The following is a 14,553-nucleotide window of genomic DNA, read 5'->3' on the forward strand; positions in this document are numbered from 1 at the left end:
CCGGGAGGGGACGTCAGTTTCTGGCAGTTCAGGTAGATGGCGTGTAGCGGGAGCCCGTCTCTAGCTCGCGCGCGCCCCGCCGCCCCGACCTAATGATCAGTCAGAGTACGAACTAGCGACAAGAAAATGCTCAAATACTTTTGCATGCGATGCTCCCTCGATCTGCTGCACGCTTCGAAGGCAAGTGGAGAGGCAAACGAGACGCCGTGGCTGAGATTTCAACATCAACGCATAGGAAGCGGCCTGCCCGCGTGATCAAATGTAAAATCTGCAATTGTTGACGCGTAGCGCTCACGGAAGACATTCGAGGCAAGCCCACGCATCGAGTTCCCCAGTTAGACGGCAAGAAGGTTCCCGGTAAATGGGGGAAAAGGCATTACCAATTTCGGGGTAAGACACCCCGCCGCACCGACTGTTCCGACAGGGCGACGGCGATGTTGCCGTACACGTCTGCAGAGAACACTGATGCGGCCAACGGGAGTACGTGTTGGCGCAGCCGCAGCCGCTGCTTGAGAATGTCCGTCAAACGGAGGTATCCGGCGGCCAATCCCGCACGCCCCTCACGCCTCCACGCGCCACAGCCTCCACCGCTCGGGCACGCCCTTGAGCCGGTGCACGCCGTGATCTCTCAGGCCGATCGCGGACTGCGCCCTCAGCAGCTCCTTCACCGCGCTCGACACCAGGACTTCGCCGGCGCGCGCCTTGGCGGCGATACGGGTGCAGATGTGGAAGGCGAGGCCGACCATCTCGCCGCCGCTGATCGTGTACTCGCCGGCGTGCAGGCCGACCCGGATCTCGAGACCCAGCGTGAGCACGGCCTTCTGGATCGCGGTCGCGCAAGTGATGCCGGCGGCGGGCGCCTTGAAGGTCGCCAGCACGCCGTCGCCGGTGGTCACGACCTCCTTGCCGCGCGAGCTCTTCAGCTCCTTGCGGACAGCGGCGTAATAGTGGCCCATCACCTTGGTCCAGCGCGCATCGCCGAGCTTGGCGGCCTTGGCGGTGGAACCGACGATGTCGACGATCAGGATGGTGGCGAGCGCCTGCTTGAGCTCGGCGCTGGGTGCGGCGGATGGGCGCCGGTTCGCGATGGCTCCGGCCAGCGGCTCATAACGGTGGTTGCGGCGACGCGCGATCGCGGCCTTGACATAATCCTGGGCGCGCTGCGCCGTGCGGCAGCGGATCGTCTTCTCCTGCGGCACACGCGCCCAGTAGACCTTTCGCCCGGAACCAGCGCCATGCACCTCCACGGCGCCCCACTTCAGGAAGATCGTCGAGCCGGCGCGCCTGATGCACCACGCCTTTGACGTGTACCCGGAGACGTTCGACTGATGGACACCGATGCGAAGGAATTTGGGCATGAACGGGTGGCTGATCGCAGGACCGTCTGGGAGGCCCCGGGCCAAAAGGTAGTCGGACATTCCAGCGTTGGCAACGGTGCTTGCCGGCCCGCTACTCCGTTCTCCGCATCCTAAGCTCCCCTGCCGTTGCCCTGCTTGCCGATCGTGCAGCGCCACCCAGCCAGACGCTCGGCCGGATGCTGCGCCATCCATTCGGCGAGCTGCGGCGCGCCCATCAGGCAGGACTGCATCGTCACATCGGCGAAGTCCGAGGTCGTGACGATCTGTTCATGACAGTCCGTCGGAGAAGCAAGACGACAGAGCACGGCAATGATCCGGATCATCTCACGCAAGCTCCTTAGACCAGTCGTAGCCGGCTCCGGCGGCCGAGCGCGCCACCGACCTCGCTGCATCGGCGCTCGAGGCCTTTTCGGCGCGCTGCTGATAGTCGTCGGCCAGAATCTTCAGCCGCGTCGCAACCGCATCGTCGGTCATGCTTCGGGCCGCGCGGAGCAGGCTCTGCGCCGTTTCCATGTAGGCCTTGCCTCGTCGTGACATCTGGAGCGTCATGGGATCCTCACGCGGTTCTCTGCAAGCGTATCGAAGGCGACCGGAAAACGGCCCACCCAGTCGCGGTCGTCCTGGCGGCGCGTCGCGAAACGTTCGACGCATCTCTTCGAGCAAAGAGGCCTGCGCCACGCGTAGTACCGAACGAGACCGAATCTGCCGTCGCAGACCGCGCATCGTCCGGTTCGACCATGAAGATTTCCGGAGCAGGTTGGCATTGAAGCCTCCTCTTGTTGTCACGCCAGATACCGCCAATCACCTCTTCTGTTGCACCGGGAGTTGTCTCGGTTCCCGATGAAGCGGGCGGCATTCGCCGCCAACGAACTCACCTTACGAGTCCCGCGCGGCAATCTCTTTCAACAAGGTGCCCTCAATTGCCCGTCCGCACGACGCGCGGCTCCGCGGATGAAGGGTGAGCCGGCAAACCGGCGTTTGCGCAACCGACAAGTCGGGCCAGAACACGCCCGGCGGCAAGGTCCGGATTATCGTTCGATCTCGGAAACGTCACGAGAAGGCAGGCGCGATCGCGGGCGCGATGGCGCTAGGCGCAGGCATTCAAGCCGGCCCTGACCGGAAGACGACATGGGGGCGGGTGACGCGACCGCCGGTCTCGCGCGCGTCAGCCAGGAAACGCAAACAGCTCGATCGGATCGCTGAAGCCGCGGACCTCGTATTTGCCCAAGCGCTCCAGCTCGAATTTCGGCTGTACGAGCTCGGCGAAGTCCCGCGACAGCAGCACGTTGCGCCCGAGCTGCTTGGTGAGCGCTTCGAGGCGCGAGGCCATGTTGACGGCGGGACCGATCACGGTGAAGTCGAGCCGGCTCGATGATCCGATATTGCCGTACATGACGTCGCCGACATGGACGCCGATGCCGTAGTTCAGCGGCGCGCGGGCGCTGCTCCTGTTGCGCTCGTTCAGCGCGGCCATGGCTCCCCTCGCTTCGCTCACGGCATGCAGCAGGTTTGCGCAAGCATCGGGCTGGCTCAGCGGAAAGATCGCGAGCAGGCCGTCGCCGATGAACTTGAGGATCTCGCCGCCGTGCCGCGCGATCGGCTCCGACATCGCGTCGAAATAATCGTTGAGGAGATCGATGACGTCGTCGCGCGGCCAGTTGTCGGAGATTTTCGTGAAATCGCGCAGGTCGCAGATCATGATCGCGGCGCGCACCGTGGTGCCGGTGCCGCGCCTGGTAGCGCCGGCCAGGATCAGCTCGCCCGCATGGGCGCCGACATAGGTCTCCAACAGCGTTCGCGCCAGGCGGTTCTTGATGCGGATCTCGCTGACCAGTGCCAGCACCGGCAGCACGTTCTTCAGGGCCGCGATGTGCGCATCCTCGAAACCGCCGGGTCGGTCGGTGGCGAAGGTGACGAAGTGGCGCTTGCCGAGCGTGTGATGGAGCGGCCAGGCAACGTAGTCGGTCAGGCCTTTCGCGCGCATCTCGTCATAGAGCGCGTGCTTGCGGCCAAGCGACGGATCGCCTTCGAGCTTTTCGCGGAGCTCGGTCGCGCCGTCCATCATTTCGTTGGCAGGACTGCCGATGAACTCGGATCGCTCGAGCACGTCGAAGTCGACCCGCGTTATCTTCGCCTCGCGCATGCCGTCCGACCACATGAAGCCGGCGCCGAGCCATTGCGGATGCTGGATCCGGACGTGCATCGTCGACCGCTTGAGCGGAATGTCCGCCTGCTGGAGACGGATGCACATCTCCGCGAAGATATTGTCGATGAAGCGCTCGTCGCGCGTGCCGTTGGTGAGCCAGTGGACGACGCCGTCGGACAGCGTGGGGGGATTTTGGTGTGGCGCATTCATATCCGGCCCCTTCGCGGCGGTCTGCATCGAGCAGATATCGTGCGCCGGCGCCGCGGCGTCAACCTAGCCAGTTGCACGGATTGTGCGAATCCCAAGGGCGGTTGCAGCCTAGCCGACGGGCTGGATCGACGCCAAAACTGCCAGGCCTGAAACGAGCGCCAGACTGGACGCCTCGGTCAGCTCGACCTTCAGCGTATATTCGTGCGAAATCGCAAAATTCTCCCCGCCGAGACGGATGCGGCAATCGCCATGCGCGGCGTAGACCAGATGCGTGCCGGCGGACAATGGCCGCTCGCCCGGTTCCCTCAGCGCCACGAGCTCGATCTCCGCAACTCCCCGCCGCGCCATCAGGTTCACGACCTCGACGGGACCTGCCTCCAACGCGGTGACGATCTCGAGCTCGCCGGTGAAGCGCACCGTCGTAAAAGGTTCACGCTCGTCGAATTCCTGCGTCGGCGACTTCAGCACCAGCCCGCGCCCCTTGACGACCATCTGCAGGCGGTCGATGCCGGGCATGTGGGAGAACGGACCGGGCGCCACGATCGGCGTGGAGGCAAAGCGCCAGAGCAGGCTGTTCCAGTCCTTCACCGGGCTGTCTGCACGATGGGCGCCTGCGATATCGGTGAATATGCCGCCGCCGTTCTTCCAGGGCGAGCGGGTGTAGTCTTCAGGTTTCAGCAGCGTGGTTTTCATGTGTTGGGGTCGTCCGGGATCGCAAGAGGGCGAGATATCACGCCCGCATCATGCGCGTGGCGAGCTCGCTTTGCCACCCCGTTCGACAGCCGTCCCCGATTCAGCGGTTCGAGGCCTTGACCAGCGGACATTTGCTCTCCGCGAGCGGCCAGACGGTCTCCTCCGGCGGAATCTTGCGCACGATCTCGAAATAGTCCCAGGGGTATTTCGAGTCCGACGGCTTCTTGACGCGGACTAGATACATGGTGCGCGTAATCCGGCCATCCCCGCGAATGTGCGCATCCTCCGAGAAGACGTCCCCGACGGGGAGCGCTTTCATCGCGGCTGCGACCTTGTCGGCGTCGTCGGTGCCGGCGCTGGCGACGGCCTTGAGATAGTGGCGCACAGCGCCATAAACGCCGGCATGCAGCATCGACGGCATCATCCCGGTTTTCGCGAAGAACGTCTTCGACCAGGCGCGCGTCGTCTCGTTCATGTCCCAGTAGGACGCCGTGGTCAGGTAAGTGCCCTGCGCGTCCTTGAGACCGAGGGCATGCACGTCCTGAAGGAACAGGATCAGCGCGGCGAGACTCTGGCCACCTTGCGTCAGGCCGAATTCGCCGGCCTGCCGCATCGCGTTGACTGTGTCGTTCCCTGCATTGGCGAGGCCGATGACCTTGGCGCCGGAGGATTGCGCGCTCAGCAGGAATGAGGAGAAGTCCGGCGTGTTGAGCGGATGGCGGGCCGCACCCAGCACCTTGCCGCCCGATGCGGTGATCACGCTGGTCGCGTCCTGCTGGAGCTGATGGCCGAAAGCATAGTCCGAGGCCAGAATGAACCAGCTGCTGCCGCCTGCCTTGACCACGGCAGACGCGGTGCCGTGGGAGACGGCGTAGGTGTCGTAAGTCCAGTGGAAGCCGTAGGGCGAGCATTGCTCATTGGTGAGCGCCGTCGTGCCGGGACCCGAATACAGGACGATCCGCTTCTTTTCCCGGGCCAGGCCCTGGACCGCAAGCGCAACGCCCGAATTCGGCACATCGACGATCGCATCGACGTCCTCGACGTCGAACCAGCGGCGGGCGATCGCGGAGCCGACATCGGCCTTGTGCTGGTGATCGGCGGAAATGATCTGGATCGGCTTGCCCAGAACCTGGCCGCCGATTTCATCGGCCGCCATTTCCGCGGCGACCAGCGAGCCCTTGCCGGTGATGTCGGCGGTGACGCCGGCCATGTCGGTGAGCACACCGAGCTTGACGACGTCGCTACTGACTTGCGCCTGTGCGGCAACGGGAAGCGCAAACAGCAGCAGAGCGCGCGCAATCCAATTCATCTGTCGTCCCCCTCGATGCGATATCTCAGCATTTGACGGCGTCGAGCCAGGCCAGGATCATGGCGGCCAGATCGTCGCTGTTGTTCTCGATCATCATCATGTGACCGTTGCCCTCGATGCCGCGATCCGGAAGCCAGACGAATTCTGCGCCGAGATAGCCTGCCGTCGCCGCATCCGCCTCGCGCGGATGGCGCGGATCGCGGTCCCCGGTCACGATCATGATCGGCGTGGACCGCAGACGCTTGGGATCGCCGATCCTGAGCCCGCGGCCGGCGATGTTGAAGCGCTCGTTCAGGATGCGCGCGCTCTCCGGCGCGAATGAGCGACAGTAGTTCTCGAACGCGCCCTGCGGAAAGCGCGGCGCATTGGCCCAATAGGCCGCGGCAAACTCCGCCGTCAGCCGCACCGGCATGGTTTCATCCGAATAGACCGGGTGGCCGGCGCTGGCGTCGTCACGCAAGGCGAGGATCGATACGGGATCGTCGGGCAGATCGCGCAGCAGGTTGGCCGGCGGCCCCGGTGCGATGCCGATCACGGCGCGGACGAGATCGGGACGCCGCTCCGCCATCCACCATGCCATCGGCCCGCTCGCCGAATGCACCAGCAGCACGGCAGGGCCGATCTGCTCGACCAGCGCCAGCAGCGAGGTGGCGACATCGGCGGTGCCCAGCCGCGGAAAATCCGCCGGCTGCGGCGAACGGCCGTGGCCGGGCCAGTCCGGCACGAACACATCCCGGCCAGCCGCGGCGAACCGCACCGCCCAGCCTGGCCGCCCATCCGGCGTCGCCAGATAGCAGGTCCCGGTGTGACCGCCGCCGTGAACCATGACGACGGGCGCCCTGCCTGTGGCCGCGCGCGGTGATGGCACATGATCGACATAGACCGGATGCGCGCCCGTTCCCGCATAGAAGCACCGAACCTCGCGCTCGCACGACGGGTCTTTAGCGCTGCGCCTGGCCGGCGTCGCCTCCATCCGTTCCTCCACAACTATCGACGACGGCCGTTCTTGCGGGTCGCGCGGCGATGTTAAGATCATGCCCGATCGAAAAGCAACCAGAAAGTCTCATATGAGACCATCTCGAAAGACACCGAACGGCACGACCAAAGACCTCCCACCGGAGCGGGAGCCGCTCGCGACGGTGATCGGGGGAACCGAGCTCCAGATCGCGTACCGGATGGGCTACGTGCTGAACTTCTACCGCGAGCCGTCGTTCCGGCGGATCGAGATGGAGCTCGGTCTGACGCGACCGGAGATCGTCACCCTGATCTTCCTGAACTTCCGCGAAGGCGTGACCGCGAGCGAGATCTGCGAATTCTCCGGCCATCTCAAGGCCAATATCAGTCGCGGCATCATCGCGCTGGAGAAGAAGAAGCTGATACGGCGCGCCGCCGACAAGACCGACAGCCGCCGCCAGCAATTGTTCATGACGGCGGCCGGCCGTGCGCTCTACGCACGATACATCCCCGCCCTGCGCGAGCGGGAGCGCGCCATGCTCGCGTGCCTTACGCGGGCCGAGCGCAACGAATTCGAGCGCCTGCTCGACAAGCTCGCCGCGCACGTGCCGCAATGGGCCGCGCTCGACGAGCTCTGAGACCAGAGCGGCGCAGCAGGGATCCTGGCGTAAAAATCCCCGGCATCAAACGCGTCATTTCGACGTCAGTGCCGCTATCGGACGCCAAGCGTCATCAGGCGCGGCCGCGATGAATTGCCGGCATCGGTCACGCATCAGCGCGGCGGGGCGGTCGTGGGCGCGTTGCTCCAGCACGGCCTCGAAATCGGCGAGCGCGACGGCAAACCGACGCGCTCGATAGTGGGCGAGACCGTGCTCGTAATCTGCGATCCAGCCGGCTTCGGTCACGCCGTCATCCAGGATTCCGACCAGTTCGTGGACGGAGAGCCCCTCCTCGCGTCCGTAAACCGCGATGCTCTCGATCTCACGCGTGAGGACGGCGCCGCGCGCCAGGCGTTCAGTCGCCTCGCCGATCAGGATGCGCGTTCCATAGGATTTGTTGGCGCCTTCGAGGCGGCTGGCAACGTTTACGGCATCGCCGATCACGGTGTAGTTCAATCGCAGCTCCGAGCCGATATTGCCGACCAGCATGCGGCCCGAATTGATGCCGATGCGGATCTGAAGCGGCTGGCCGAGATCGTCGACAAGGCCGGACTCGTCCATCGCCCTGCGGCAGGCCAGCGCCGCGCGGCAGCAGCGCAGGGCGTGATCTCCTTGCGGCTGCGGCGCGCCCCAGAATGCCATGACGGCGTCGCCGATGAATTTATCGATGGTGCCGCCATTGGCGACGATGATTTCCGAAGTGAGGTCGAGGTAGCGAGACAGCAGCGGCACGACGCGATCGCCCATTCGCTCGGACAGTCCGGTGAAGCCGGCGATGTCGATGAACATCACACTGAGCTCCTGGATGCTGCCGCCGGGCCTCGCCTCGACACCCTGACGCAGCAAACCGCGAACGAGATCGGCGGGGATGAATTTGCGGAAGGCGGACAGGCCGGACGCCATCTCGGCGATGGCACCCGACAGGCTCGCGATCTCCTTGAGCCGCGACGGATGCCGGCGAACCTGCTCCAGCGCGAACGCTTCGACATGGCGAAGCTCGCCGACGACGCGGGACAGCGGCGCAGCAATGACGGAACGCGCCAGCGCCGCCGACGCCAGCGCCGCGAGCACGGCGCCAACCGCGAGGCCGAGGATCAGACGGTGAAGCGTCGTCTCGACGGGCCCAAGAAATTCGGCCTCTGGGATCACGGTTGCGAGCGACCAGCCGGGAAACGGCAGCGGCGTCAGCGCGACCTCATATGCCGCGCCGCGTGATGTCAGCCGGGTCCGCCAGGCCTCCTTGCGGCCGGCCTCGCCTGCCTGTTCGAGCGCTGCGCGCGCCAGCGGCAGCAGCGTGATGTCGCCGCGCGCAGGGTGCAGCTCGTCGGCCTCCTTGTCCGGGGCTGCGACGAGCTCACCGCTATCATCGACGATGAAGGCGGTTCCCGTACGCCCGACCTCGAGCTGCGACAGGAAGCGCGCGAGCCTCGTATATTCGATCACGACAGCCAGAACGCCTTGCCGCTCCTGGTAGACGTCGATCGGTCCCGCAAAGGCAATCGACGGCCGCTCGCCGGTCGGATGGTCCATCACCCTGAACCATTGCGGGTCGTCCGCGGTGAGCCCGGCCTTGAACCAGGCCTGATCGGCCACACGGAACTCGGTCGGCTCGAAACGGCGGCTCGCGAATTCGATATCGCCGGGCACGACGTCATATTCATCGACGCGGCGCTGACCCGGATGATCGGTCAGCGAGATCTCCATCATTTCCAGCCGGCGATCACCGAGCTTGTGCGCAGCAAAGAACGAGCCGTCGGGCCAGCCGAAGGCGACCCAGGAGATTGTCGCCTGCGACTGCAACTGCGACAGGAAAACGAACTCGCGCTTGTCGGCCTCGCGGGTGTCGAGCACGTTCTGGAGGAACAGCGTGCGGATCGCGGTATGCGCGGCGCGCGCCTCGTCGACGATGGCCGAGACCTCCTTGCGCACCGCCGCCACGATCTGCTCGTTGATGGTGGAAGCGAGCTGGCGGCTGGTTGCCTCCGCGGTGCGCCACCACAGCAGGCTGGAAAGCGCGGCCGTGAGCAGGATCGCGGCCAGGACCAGCGCGGACACAGCGAGGCGGATGCTGACCGTCAGCCTTGCGATCGCCTGAAGCCGCCGCCCGGGGTCAACATTCATCGCCGTCTTCGCCTTCGCGGATCCGCCCGTCCTCTGACATCGCTCTACGGGGCCGGCCGCCATTCGTTACGTCTGGCAGGTCCGGGCCATCCGCACCAATGCCCTGCGGCTAACGTCTCGATAGAGCCAAGGCATTGGATTTGCACCGGCGCTTGCCCGTTAATCCCGGCCCAAGCGCACCAACCGGGCGCCCCGACCAATCGGTCTCACGGACTCGTGAGCATTCCGGCGGTAACGCCGGCTGCCCGCGAAACGAAGAAGACCATGCGCCTTCGCCTGCCAGGCGATGCATCTGAAAAGGAGAACTTCGATGTCTGCCAAACACGTCGTCACCACGCTTGCTCTCGCCGGCGCCATGTCGACCGCGCTCGCGACCCTCGCCGCCGCCGGTCCGCTGACCAAGGCCGAGGCCGATGCCGCCGTCGCCGCCAAGAAAGAAAAGTGCTTCGGCGTCGCGCTGAAGGGCCAGAACGATTGCGCCGCCGGACCGGGCACGACCTGCCAGGGCACCTCGACCGTCGACTTCCAGGGCAATGCCTGGAAATTCGTCCAGGGCGGCACCTGCACCAGCATCGAGCTGCCCGGCGGCAAGAAGGGCTCGCTGAAGCCGGTCTGACGCGGTCCGGCCGATCCATCACGCCAACACGAGGGAAGCGGAGACGCACCATGATCACGGCCACCAAGCCCGCCACCGTGCCGCTCCGCTTTTCATTTCCGCTCGGCGGCGTCGCCGGGACCAGCTTCAAGCCCGAGCACCTTCCCGCCATTCTCGAAGCCGGCCCGCAAGCCGGCTTCTTCGAGGTGCACGCCGAGAATTACATGGGCGCGGGCGGACCGCCGCATCGCGCGCTGGAAACCATCCGCCGCGACCATCCGCTGTCCCTGCACGGCGTCTGCATGTCGATCGGCGGGCCGCAGCCGCTCGACAGGACCCATCTGGCGCGCTTTCGCGGTCTCGTCGCGCGCTATCAGCCGGCGCTGGTCTCCGAGCATCTGGCGTGGTCGACGCATGAAACCAGCTTCTTCAACGACCTCCTGCCGCTGCCCTATACCGAGGCGACATTGGCCTGCGTCTGCCATCACATCGACGAGGTGCAGGAGGCAATCCGCCGCCCACTGCTGCTGGAGAACCCGTCGACTTATGTCACCTTCAGCCAGTCCACGATGAGCGAGACCGATTTCATTCGCGCCATCGTGCAGCGCACCGGCTGCGGCCTGCTGCTCGACATCAACAACGTGTTCGTCAGCGCAACCAATCACGGCTACTCCGCGCTCGACTATCTCGCCGATTTTCCGCTTGCTCGCGTCGGGGAGATTCATCTCGCCGGCCACGCGGAGCAGACCGACGATGACGGCAACCCCCTCCTCATCGACAGCCATGACGGCCCGGTCGCGGACGCGGTGTGGAAGCTGTTCGAGATCATCATCGCGCGGCGCGGCCCCGTGCCGACGCTGATTGAATGGGACAGCAAGATCCCGGAATGGCCGATCCTGCGCGCCGAGGCCGCCGCCGCGCAGGCGATCCTCGATCGCTGCCGGACGGCCGAAGAGACGGAGGATCGCCGTGCGGCCTGAAGCTGACCCCGGATTTGCCGCGGCCTTCGCGCCGCCGCTGCTCGACCCCGCACGTGACGCGCCGACGGCCGTGACCGGCCGAAACGGCAAGCCGGCAGGCCGACGCTATGACGTCTACCGCAACAACGTCACGGTCAGCCTGATCGATGCACTGGCTGCGATCTATCCGGCCGTGCAGCGCATCACCGGCACCGATTTCTTCCGCGCCATGGCGCGCTTCCACGTCCGCAATAGCCCGCCGACCTCGCCGCTGCTGTTCGACTACGGCCGCGACTTCCCGGACTTCGTCGCGAATTACACCCATGCGCAGGATATGCCCTGGCTGGCCGATGTCGCGCGCATCGAGCGCGCCTGGCTCGATGCCTATCATGCCGCCGACGCGTTGCGGCTGTCATCTGCGCTTCTGTCCGCGATCGCGCCGGAACTGCTTGGCGATCTCGTCTTCACGCCTCATCCGGCCACACGGATCGTACGCTCGCATTATGCGGCCGTGACGATCTTTGCCGCCAACCGCGACAGCGCGCCCGTGGCGCGCATCGACGCGTCCACGCCGGAAGACGCCCTGATCACCCGGGCCGAGTTCGACGTCGTGGTGCGCCACCTTCCGCCCGGCGGCGCTGTCTTTGCCACCAGCCTGATGTCCGGTGAGCCGCTCGGCGCGGCCGCAATGGCGGCGTTCGACGCATCAGCCGACTTCGACATCGCCGCGAACATCGCCGGCCTGATCGAAGCCGGCGCGTTCATCTCATTTGCCTTTGGAGATCCAGCATGATTACGGACCAGCGCATGCCCGCAAACGGCAGCCTTCCACCCCTCGGGCTGCTCGTCGACAAGGCCAATCAACTGGTGCAGACGCTTGCCACGCCGTCGCTGGTCCAGCTCGTACTGCGCGTTGCGCTGGCCGTGCCGTTCTGGCGCTCGGGCATGCTCAAATGGGCCGGCTTCCTGCGGCTCAACGACACCGCCGTGACGTTGTTCAGCGACGAGTTCATGCTGCATCTGCCGGGCGGGCCTTACCATTTTCCGGCACCGGCGGTGATGGCCTTCCTGTCGGGCTCGGGCGAGATCCTGTTCCCGATCCTGCTGGTGCTCGGACTGGGCACTCGGTTTGCGGGGCTCGGATTGCTGTTTATGACAGCGATCGTCGAGCTCACGGTCCCCGACGGCTGGCCGATCCATCTCACCTGGGCGGCCATGGCGCTCGGTATCATGGCTTACGGGCCGGGGAACCTCTCGCTCGACCATCTCATCTGTCGCGCACGATCGCACGGGCGATGAGCGCATCTACATCCCGCTCAAGCCGCTATCGACCGCCAGCGTCTGTGCGGTGACGTAGACGCTCTCGTCCGACAGGAAGAACAGCACGGCATAGGCGATCTCCCAGGCCGTCGCCTGGCGGCCGAACGGGATGTGGCCCTTGCCGCGGTTAGGGCGGCCGGCGCCGGCTTCGCGGCCGTTGGGGGTGTCGACGAGGCCGGGATAGACGAGGTTGGCGCGGATGCCGCGGCGCGATCCGAGATGGGCGATGTTGCGCATGAGGCCGCCGAGCGCGGCTTTCGAGGAGTCATACACCGCCATCTGCGAGCCGGCTTTAAGCGCGGCGATCGAGGAGATGAAGACGATGGCGCCGCCATTGTCGAATCTCGGCATTGCGGCGCGGCAGCACAGCATGGGGCCGCGAACATTGACGTCGTAGATCCTGTTCCATTCGTCCGGGCTGACGTTGTCGAGCCCGGTCTTGCCGAAGGTGCCGATGTTCAGCACCATGCCATCGAGCCCGCCCATGGCGCGATGCGCTTCCTCGATCATGCTGATAACGTCGGCTTCGCGCGTGACATCGGCCGCGATCGCATGACCGTCGCCGCCTTCGTCGGTGATGTGCTTGACGGTCTGTTCGGCGGAGCTGCGATTGAGATCGGCGACCGCGACCTTCGCGCCCTCGCGTGCGCATAGAATGCTCATGGCGCGGCCGTTGCCGATCGGGTCGGTTGCGGCGTCGAACACGCGCTGGCCGCCGCCGACGATCAGGATGCGGCGTCCTTTCAGGCGCCCCCTGCCCGGCGCCTCGCCCGAGGACTCCGCGCTGGGCGGGCGGACGTAGCGCTCCGGCTTGGTCTCGGTGTCCGTCATCTCAGCCGCCCTGCTTCTTGCCGCCGTCATAGACCGTCATGCCGGCCGCAGGATCGAGATCGGTTTCGGTCGCTTCAGTCAGGCGCGCCATCATCATATAGAAGCCGAGCGCGACGATGGATTCGACGATCTCCTGGTCGCTGAAATGCGCGCGAGCAGCCGCGAAGGTGGCTTCGCCGACGCGGACATCCTCGACGACCTCGCGGCCGAACTTCAGCAGCGCGCGCTCAGCATCGTTCAACGCGACGGCATCGTAATCGGAACGCTCCACCGCATCGACCTGCGCCTGCGTGCAGCCGACGCCGAGCGCGATCGGCACGTGCTGGCGCCACTCATAGGCGCCGCCCTCGAGCTGGGCGGCCTGGAGGATCAGGAGCTCGCGGTTGACGGCAGAGAGCTTCTGCTTGTGCAGGATCGAATTGCCGAGCCGCATCGCCGGGATCATGTTGGCCTCGGCGTGCGCCATCATGCGGAAGATGTTGAGCTTGACCGGCATGCGGTCGAACGAGGCGCGGATGTCGCCGCTCGTCGTCTCCGGATCAATCAGGGGCAGCCTTGCCACGCGTTTCTCCCTTGGCTTTTCGTTTCTTGTTGTCGGTGTCATTGCCCGCCGCGATCAGCGACAGGAAGAAGGCGAGATAACGGTCGATCGCCTCGATCACCTTCGGCCGCGGCGACGGCACCGCGCCCATCACGTAATGCTCGAGGCGGATGTAGATGAGACCGGCGGCGAACAGCCGCGCCGTCTCGCGCGGATCAGTGGTCGAGATCAGGCCGGCGAGCGCGAAGCCGCGGAAATAGTCCGTCATCATGCTCTGCTCGCGCGCATAGAAATGGTCGGCGAATTTGGCGCGGATGCCGGGCACGCGGTTGCGCTCGGCGGTGATGACCTTCTGGAACTGATGCTCGCGCGGATCGGACCATTGCTCGACGAGGTCGAGCGCGAACTGGCGGCAGAACGCGGCGGGCTGGCGCGCGAGCTGCTTGTAGCGCACTTCTTCCAGCCGGCTCGCGGAGCTCGCCGGGCCGTGCTCGCTGACGATCGCTTCCAGGATCGCGGCCTTGCCAGAGAAATGATTGTAGAGGCTGCTCTCGCGGATGCCGACGCGGCGCGCGAGCTCGCGCATCGAGGCGCCGCCATAGCCGCTCTGCGCAAACAAATTGAGCGCTTCGATGAGGATGCGCTCGCGCGTCGTCGGCGCAGCCGCTTCCGCCGCGCTGGAGGTGTGGACAGCCATGCCGCTTGACTAACGAACGATCGTTCGCTAGTCAAACCGTACGAACGATCGTTCGTTTCGCCAGTCTGGCGGCAACGGGCGCAGCCCGCAAGTCCGCTCTTGCGGGCGCCGTTCTCGCGTTTCAACTCCGCTCGATCGAGAGGCGGAGAGCAAATCTGGG

Annotated in this window: 16 protein-coding genes; 5 read left to right on the plus strand and 11 right to left on the minus strand. The window is 65.6% G+C overall.

The window, feature by feature from the left end:
• Positions 1-560 precede the first annotated feature (560 nt).
• The 7 genes from N2603_RS35345 to N2603_RS35375 all read right to left on the minus strand — a co-directional run bounded on the left by N2603_RS35345 (position 561) and on the right by N2603_RS35375 (position 6,689).
• Positions 561-1,358: an adenylate/guanylate cyclase domain-containing protein gene (locus N2603_RS35345; protein WP_260385766.1), complete on the minus strand. Its 798-nt coding sequence runs from the start codon at positions 1,356-1,358 to the stop codon at positions 561-563.
• 110 nt (positions 1,359-1,468) lie between these two features.
• Complete coding sequence (locus N2603_RS35350; RefSeq protein WP_260385767.1) at positions 1,469-1,681, minus strand: hypothetical protein; 213 nt, start codon at positions 1,679-1,681, stop codon at positions 1,469-1,471.
• A 1-nt stretch (position 1,682) separates the two neighbouring features.
• Positions 1,683-1,907: a hypothetical protein gene (locus tag N2603_RS35355; protein ID WP_260385768.1), complete on the minus strand. Its 225-nt coding sequence runs from the start codon at positions 1,905-1,907 to the stop codon at positions 1,683-1,685.
• Positions 1,908-2,523: 616 nt separating this feature from the next.
• Positions 2,524-3,714: an adenylate/guanylate cyclase domain-containing protein gene (locus N2603_RS35360; protein ID WP_260424329.1), complete on the minus strand. Its 1,191-nt coding sequence runs from the start codon at positions 3,712-3,714 to the stop codon at positions 2,524-2,526.
• A 108-nt stretch (positions 3,715-3,822) separates the two neighbouring features.
• A complete protein-coding gene (locus N2603_RS35365; RefSeq protein WP_260385769.1) occupies positions 3,823-4,407 on the minus strand; it encodes a HutD/Ves family protein in 585 nt (194 codons plus the stop codon).
• A gap of 100 nt (positions 4,408-4,507) precedes the next feature.
• Positions 4,508-5,716 carry an ABC transporter substrate-binding protein gene (locus N2603_RS35370; RefSeq protein ID WP_260385770.1) on the minus strand — a complete coding sequence of 403 codons (1,209 nt, stop codon included), beginning with the start codon at positions 5,714-5,716 and terminating at the stop codon, positions 4,508-4,510.
• Between the two features lie 25 nt (positions 5,717-5,741).
• Entirely contained in the window at positions 5,742-6,689 is a 948-nt protein-coding gene (locus tag N2603_RS35375; RefSeq protein ID WP_260385771.1) for an alpha/beta fold hydrolase, read from the minus strand.
• A gap of 94 nt (positions 6,690-6,783) precedes the next feature.
• Between N2603_RS35375 and N2603_RS35380 the strand changes: the two genes are divergently transcribed.
• On the plus strand, positions 6,784-7,308 hold the full coding sequence (locus N2603_RS35380) for a MarR family winged helix-turn-helix transcriptional regulator (RefSeq protein ID WP_260385772.1): 525 nt from the start codon (positions 6,784-6,786) through the stop codon (positions 7,306-7,308).
• Positions 7,309-7,362: 54 nt separating this feature from the next.
• On the opposite strand, the gene N2603_RS35385 is transcribed toward N2603_RS35380, so the two are convergent.
• Complete coding sequence (locus N2603_RS35385; protein WP_260385773.1) at positions 7,363-9,450, minus strand: adenylate/guanylate cyclase domain-containing protein; 2,088 nt, start codon at positions 9,448-9,450, stop codon at positions 7,363-7,365.
• A 310-nt stretch (positions 9,451-9,760) separates the two neighbouring features.
• Between N2603_RS35385 and N2603_RS35390 the strand changes: the two genes are divergently transcribed.
• From N2603_RS35390 to N2603_RS35405, 4 genes are read left to right on the plus strand one after another with little or no spacing between them, the layout of a single operon-like run.
• Entirely contained in the window at positions 9,761-10,066 is a 306-nt protein-coding gene (locus N2603_RS35390) for a BufA1 family periplasmic bufferin-type metallophore (RefSeq protein WP_260385774.1), read from the plus strand.
• A gap of 50 nt (positions 10,067-10,116) precedes the next feature.
• The gene (gene bufB / locus N2603_RS35395; RefSeq protein WP_260385775.1) at positions 10,117-11,025 is read left to right on the plus strand and encodes an MNIO family bufferin maturase; all 909 of its coding nucleotides are present in this window, start codon (positions 10,117-10,119) and stop codon (positions 11,023-11,025) included.
• A complete protein-coding gene (locus N2603_RS35400) occupies positions 11,015-11,797 on the plus strand; it encodes an HvfC/BufC N-terminal domain-containing protein (RefSeq protein ID WP_260385776.1) in 783 nt (260 codons plus the stop codon). Before bufB ends, N2603_RS35400 begins: the two co-directional genes overlap by 11 nt.
• Positions 11,794-12,303, plus strand: coding sequence for a DoxX family protein (locus N2603_RS35405; protein ID WP_260385777.1), 510 nt, complete (start codon positions 11,794-11,796; stop codon positions 12,301-12,303). Before N2603_RS35400 ends, N2603_RS35405 begins: the two co-directional genes overlap by 4 nt.
• Positions 12,304-12,309: 6 nt before the next feature.
• Here N2603_RS35405 and N2603_RS35410 read toward each other — a convergent pair whose 3' ends face one another.
• The 3 genes from N2603_RS35410 to N2603_RS35420 are packed head-to-tail and all read right to left on the minus strand — an operon-like array spanning position 12,310 to position 14,393.
• Entirely contained in the window at positions 12,310-13,155 is an 846-nt protein-coding gene (locus tag N2603_RS35410) for an SDR family NAD(P)-dependent oxidoreductase (protein WP_260385778.1), read from the minus strand.
• Between the two features lies 1 nt (position 13,156).
• Positions 13,157-13,717 carry a carboxymuconolactone decarboxylase family protein gene (locus N2603_RS35415; protein ID WP_260385779.1) on the minus strand — a complete coding sequence of 187 codons (561 nt, stop codon included), beginning with the start codon at positions 13,715-13,717 and terminating at the stop codon, positions 13,157-13,159.
• Entirely contained in the window at positions 13,695-14,393 is a 699-nt protein-coding gene (locus N2603_RS35420) for a TetR/AcrR family transcriptional regulator (protein WP_260385780.1), read from the minus strand. The genes N2603_RS35415 and N2603_RS35420 overlap by 23 nt, the downstream gene beginning before the upstream one ends.
• Positions 14,394-14,553: the final 160 nt, after the last annotated feature.

Source organism: Bradyrhizobium huanghuaihaiense (assembly GCF_025200885.1).
Taxonomy (GTDB): domain Bacteria; phylum Pseudomonadota; class Alphaproteobacteria; order Rhizobiales; family Xanthobacteraceae; genus Bradyrhizobium; species Bradyrhizobium huanghuaihaiense.

What these genes read in the sequence shown, in the direction of transcription:
- N2603_RS35345 (WP_260385766.1), bottom strand. Translation starts at nt 1,358, where the DNA reads ATGCCCAAATTCCTTCGCATCGGTGTCCATCAGTCGAACGTCTCCGGG.
- N2603_RS35350 (WP_260385767.1), bottom strand. Translation starts at nt 1,681, where the DNA reads ATGATCCGGATCATTGCCGTGCTCTGTCGTCTTGCTTCTCCGACGGAC.
- N2603_RS35355 (WP_260385768.1), bottom strand. Translation starts at nt 1,907, where the DNA reads ATGACGCTCCAGATGTCACGACGAGGCAAGGCCTACATGGAAACGGCG.
- N2603_RS35360 (WP_260424329.1), bottom strand. Translation starts at nt 3,714, where the DNA reads ATGAATGCGCCACACCAAAATCCCCCCACGCTGTCCGACGGCGTCGTC.
- N2603_RS35365 (WP_260385769.1), bottom strand. Translation starts at nt 4,407, where the DNA reads ATGAAAACCACGCTGCTGAAACCTGAAGACTACACCCGCTCGCCCTGG.
- N2603_RS35370 (WP_260385770.1), bottom strand. Translation starts at nt 5,716, where the DNA reads ATGAATTGGATTGCGCGCGCTCTGCTGCTGTTTGCGCTTCCCGTTGCC.
- N2603_RS35375 (WP_260385771.1), bottom strand. Translation starts at nt 6,689, where the DNA reads ATGGAGGCGACGCCGGCCAGGCGCAGCGCTAAAGACCCGTCGTGCGAG.
- N2603_RS35380 (WP_260385772.1), top strand. Translation starts at nt 6,784, where the DNA reads ATGAGACCATCTCGAAAGACACCGAACGGCACGACCAAAGACCTCCCA.
- N2603_RS35385 (WP_260385773.1), bottom strand. Translation starts at nt 9,450, where the DNA reads ATGAATGTTGACCCCGGGCGGCGGCTTCAGGCGATCGCAAGGCTGACG.
- N2603_RS35390 (WP_260385774.1), top strand. Translation starts at nt 9,761, where the DNA reads ATGTCTGCCAAACACGTCGTCACCACGCTTGCTCTCGCCGGCGCCATG.
- bufB (WP_260385775.1), top strand. Translation starts at nt 10,117, where the DNA reads ATGATCACGGCCACCAAGCCCGCCACCGTGCCGCTCCGCTTTTCATTT.
- N2603_RS35405 (WP_260385777.1), top strand. Translation starts at nt 11,794, where the DNA reads ATGATTACGGACCAGCGCATGCCCGCAAACGGCAGCCTTCCACCCCTC.
- N2603_RS35410 (WP_260385778.1), bottom strand. Translation starts at nt 13,155, where the DNA reads ATGACGGACACCGAGACCAAGCCGGAGCGCTACGTCCGCCCGCCCAGC.
- N2603_RS35420 (WP_260385780.1), bottom strand. Translation starts at nt 14,393, where the DNA reads ATGGCTGTCCACACCTCCAGCGCGGCGGAAGCGGCTGCGCCGACGACG.